This is a genomic window from Cryobacterium sp. TMT1-2-1, assembly GCF_004403955.1.
Classification (GTDB): Bacteria; Actinomycetota; Actinomycetes; order Actinomycetales; family Microbacteriaceae; genus Cryobacterium; species Cryobacterium psychrotolerans.
This window is the reverse complement of sequence record NZ_SOHC01000048.1, coordinates 1-4,285: the sequence shown is the minus strand read 5'-3', so window position 1 is coordinate 4,285 and position 4,285 is coordinate 1. Positions and strand designations below refer to the sequence as shown.

Here is a 4,285-nt window from a genome sequence, read left to right as displayed (position 1 = left end):
GCCGCCGCGCCAACGCCCCGCAGCCTGGCCAAGGCCGACCGGCGCGAGGCGCTGCTGGCGGCCGCCGCGTCGCTTTTCGCCCGCTCGGGCTTCAACGGCGCCTCGATCGAAGACCTCGGCACGGCCGCCGGGGTCAGCGGGCCGGCCGTCTACCGCCATTTCAGCGGCAAGCAGGCGGTGCTCGCCGCGCTGCTGGTCGGCGCCAGCGAGGACCTCGTCGCCGGGGGCCGCGCCGTCGCCGGCGCGCATCCGGATGCCGCGGCCGCGCTGGCCGCGCTGGTGCGCTTCCACGTGGACTTCGCCCTGTCCAACCCCGACGTCATCCGGGTGCAGGACCGCGACCTCGACAGCCTCGCCGAGGCGGACCGGCACCGGGTGCGCGCCCTGCAGCGGGCCTACGTGGAGCTGTGGGTGCAGGTGCTCGGCCGCGTGCATCCGGGCGTGGACACGGCGCTGCTTCGCATCCGTGCCCATGCGACGTTCGGCCTGATCAACTCGACCCCGCACAGCGCCACCGCCGGCGCCAGTCCGGCAACCGTGCGCGCCCTCCTCGAGCAGATGGCCCTCACCGCCCTCACGCCCGCCTGACACCCACCCGCCGACCCACCCCTCCGCCGAACTACCGCCGAACTGTGAGTTTGGCACCTTCCCGACGCCCACGAAGGTGCCAAACTCACAGTTCGGCGGAGGGGGCGGGGCGGAGGGGGCGGGGTAGGTAGTGGGGGCGAAATCGGGGATGTCGGCTCGGAGCCAGGCGATCAGGCGGGTGAGGGAGCGCGTAACGATGGGGCGGGCGCCCGAGGCCACGACCTGGCCGAAGGGGCCGTACATGCGGTCGTAGGTCAGCGAGTCCAGCCGGTCCCGGATGATCCGCACCGCCTGCTCGGGCAGCGGGATCAGGGTCGGGTACGAGCGCATCGCGCTGACGGTCATATTGTCCGGGCCGATGAAGATCGTGTCGCCGGTCAGGAGCACCCCGCGACCCTCGGCGCCGTCCCGCCACAACAGCACGCAACTGCCCGGGAAGTGCCCGCCGCACTGCACGAGGGTGACGCCCGGCAGCGGGCTCTCGCGGCCGCCCCAGTGCCGGATCGCCGGGTCGGGCCGGCGGCTCCAGGCCGCGTCGTCCGAAGCGACGTAGACCGGGGCGTCGCCGAAGGCGTGGCTCCAGCTGATGGCCGCCCCCATCAGGTGCGGATGGCTCCCGGCCACCGCCGCCACTCCGCCGAGGGCCCGCACGGCGTCGCCGAAGGCCGCGGAGATGAATCCCGGCGGCTCCCAGAGCAGGTTCCCGGCCGGAGTGGTGACGAGGAATGCCTGCTGGCCGATCCCGACCCGAGGCGCCACCGTCATCCGGTGGAGCCCGGCCTCGACCGCGGCGACGCTCGCAGTGGTGCCCGCCCGTTCGAGCCGCTCCGAGGTGGTCCAGCTCTGGCCGACGGGCGGCACGAATTGCCGTTCGTCGGTGCAGATCACGCACACCGGCGGCGGTTCGGCCGTCTCCGGATGCTCCAGCCCGCAGGCCTCGCAAATCCAGACCGGCACCATACGCCGCCGCTCAGTTCGCCGCCGTGCAGACGCAGAGCTCGTTGCCCTCCTCGTCGGCCAGCACCCACCAGTCCGGGGCGTGCTCGTCGGTGAGGAGGATCCCACCCACGTCGACGATTTCCTGCACCCTGGATTCGGCATCCGCGGTGGGCACGTACACGTCGATGTGGATGCGGTTGCGGTCGGTGCGGGCGATCTCCATGTGCTGGAACCAGACCCGCGGCCCGTTCCCGTGCGGGTCGACCAGCTCGAGCTCCCCCTCGGCGACGACTTCCTTGTAGCCGAGGCCGACCATCCAGAACGGGCGGATGACGTCGGCGTCGGTGCAATCGATGGCGATGTCGTAGCGGGCCGGGGCCGCGTGCGCGTTTCTCGCGCCGAGTTCGTCGGCGAGTTCCTGGATCCGGCGGGCCAGCTTCACGTCCCGCGCGGTGACCCCGCCGGCGTCATGCGAATGCAGGCGGAAGGTGACCGTCCCGTAGCCGAGCCTGACCTCCGGGTGGTGGTTCATCGCCTCGGCATCCTCGCCGACCCTGTCGACCAGGCGAAGCGCGGATGCGAAATCCGCGGTCTTGTATCTGCCGTGCAGGCTGCCGTCGAGGTGGACGAACGCGCTGCCGGCGATGGCGACTTCGGTGTCGGCGGGAGCGAGGATGCCGTGGGTGCGGGTGTGGCTCATGCCCATACTCTCCCCCGCCTCCGGAGACCGGTCAAGGGCATCCGGCCGCGCCCGGCTCTAGCCGAAAAGGGACGGGCGGTGGAACACTGGGGCGTGGCCACTTCCGGAGCAACCATCCTGTGCGACCTCGACGGCACGATCTATTCCTCGGGCGTGACCGTCGCCGGGGCGGGCGAGGCGATCCGGGAACTCAGGGAGCTGGGCTGCGTCATCCGTTTCCTCACCAACACCGATTCCAGGCCCGAGGAGCTGATCGTCTCCGACCTGCACGCCCGCGGGATCGACGTGCGCCCCGGCGAGCTCTTCACCCCGGTCACCGCTGCCCGCCGCTACCTCGCCGCCGCGGGGCCGGTGAACGTGCTGCCGGTCGTCTCCAGCGTGCTGCTTGAGTCCTTCGCTCCGTACGTCGGGCGGGACTCCGACCCGATCACCCATGTGATCGCGGGCGACGCGCGCGACACGCTCAGCTACCCCCTGCTCGATGCGGCGTTCCGCGCGCTCCGCGCCGGCGCGCAGCTCATCGCCCTGCAGCGCGGCCGCTACTTCAAGCGGGCCGACGGCGACCACATCGACACCGGCGCGATCGTGGCCGCCCTCGAGTACTCCAGCGGGTCGCCCGCCGTGCTGCTCGGCAAGCCGTCCCAGGATTTCCTGCGGCTCGCCGCGGAGTCCGCCGGCGCCGAACCGCACGAGGTGTGGATAGCGGGCGACGATGCGACCACCGACATCGCGATGGGCAACGCGGCCGGGGCGACGACCGTGCAGGTGCGCACGGGCAAGTACCCGGATCAGGCCGTCGAGCGGGCCACGATCCGGGCCGTGCACGAAATCGACTCGATCGCGTCGCTCCCGGCGCTGGTGGCAGCATCCGGGTTTCGCGCATAATTCCTCCGGAATGTCCGCGCCGCGCCGCGACACCCCGAAATTCCGGGGCAGTTACGGCGACGGCCGCCGATCTGGAGGAGTTATGAACGCGGCGTGCGCCGCAGAAGCACCACCCGCGATGCGCGGACGGGTGGAGCGGATTACACCATCGTGAGGACCATGCCGGGCTCGGCCAGGATGGCCCCGATGTCGGCGAGGAACCTCGACCCCTGCTCCCCGTCGACGAGGCGGTGGTCGAAGGACAGGCTCAGCGTCATGACCTGGCGCAGCGCGATCTCGCCCTTGTATTCCCACGGCGTGCGGCGGATCGCGCCCATCGCGAGGATGGCCGCCTCCCCCGGGTTCAGGATCGGCGTGCCGGCGTCGATCCCGAAGACGCCGATGTTGGTGATCGTGATCGTGCCGCCGCTGAGCGCAGCCGGGCTGGTCGTTCCCGCCCTGGCCGCGTCGGTGAGCGCGGCGAGAGCGGCGGAGAGGCCGGTCAGGCCGAGCGCGTCGGCGTCCGTGATGTTCGGCACGAGCAGCCCGCGCGGTGTTGCCGCGGCGATGCCGAGGTTCACGTAGTGGTACTGCACGATCTCGCCGGCCTCGTCGTCCCAGCGGGTGTTCACCGAGGGGTGCCGTGATGCCGCGATGCAGAGCGCCTTCGCGACGACGGTGAGGATGTTGATCCGCTGGTCGGCGAAGGCCCGGTTGCGTTTGAGCGAGTCGAGCAGCTCCATCGTCGGGGTGACGTCGACCGTGAGGAACTCCGTGACGTGGGGCGCCGTGAACGCGCTCCGCACCATGGCGGCAGCGGTGTGCTTGCGCACGCTCTTGATCGGCGTGCGGCTCTCCCGGGCGCCGGGAACGGATGCCGCGGCGCCGATCGCCGGAACGGTCGCGTCGGCGCCCGGGCCGGTCAGGGCCCCCGCCCGCACGTCGTCCCTGGTGATCAGGCCGTCGGGGCCGGTGCCGGTCAGACGGGCGAGGTCGATGCCCAGGTCGCGGGCGAGGGCTCGCACCGGCGGGGTGGAGCGGGGGCGTTCGGCGCCGACGGCGCCGACGCCTGCAGGAACGGAGGCGGGAACGGAGCCGGGAACGGAGGCCCGAACGGAGGCGGCCGCGGGTACGACGATGGCGGCCGCGGGCGCCGGCGCGGCACCGCGGCGCGCGCGCCGCTGTGGGCGTCCG

At 72.3% G+C, this 4,285-nt stretch carries 4 protein-coding genes; 2 read left to right on the top strand and 2 right to left on the bottom strand.

Annotation, left to right across the window (positions count from 1 at the left end):
* Positions 1–588, top strand: a 588-nt coding sequence (locus E3T33_RS08780) for a TetR/AcrR family transcriptional regulator (protein ID WP_134575154.1), incomplete at its 5' end; no start/stop codon positions are given.
* A 970-nt stretch (positions 589–1,558) separates the two neighbouring features.
* Here the strand turns inward: E3T33_RS08780 and E3T33_RS08770 are convergent.
* The gene (locus E3T33_RS08770) at positions 1,559–2,227 is read right to left on the bottom strand and encodes a 4a-hydroxytetrahydrobiopterin dehydratase (protein WP_166784450.1); all 669 of its coding nucleotides are present in this window, start codon (positions 2,225–2,227) and stop codon (positions 1,559–1,561) included.
* Positions 2,228–2,320: 93 nt separating this feature from the next.
* Between E3T33_RS08770 and E3T33_RS08765 the strand changes: the two genes are divergently transcribed.
* Positions 2,321–3,112, top strand: coding sequence for an HAD hydrolase-like protein (locus E3T33_RS08765; RefSeq protein ID WP_092323973.1), 792 nt, complete (start codon positions 2,321–2,323; stop codon positions 3,110–3,112).
* Between the two features lie 140 nt (positions 3,113–3,252).
* On the opposite strand, the gene E3T33_RS08760 is transcribed toward E3T33_RS08765, so the two are convergent.
* Positions 3,253–4,285: dihydrolipoamide acetyltransferase family protein (locus tag E3T33_RS08760; RefSeq protein ID WP_134575153.1), on the bottom strand; the 1,033-nt coding region annotated here is incomplete at its 5' end.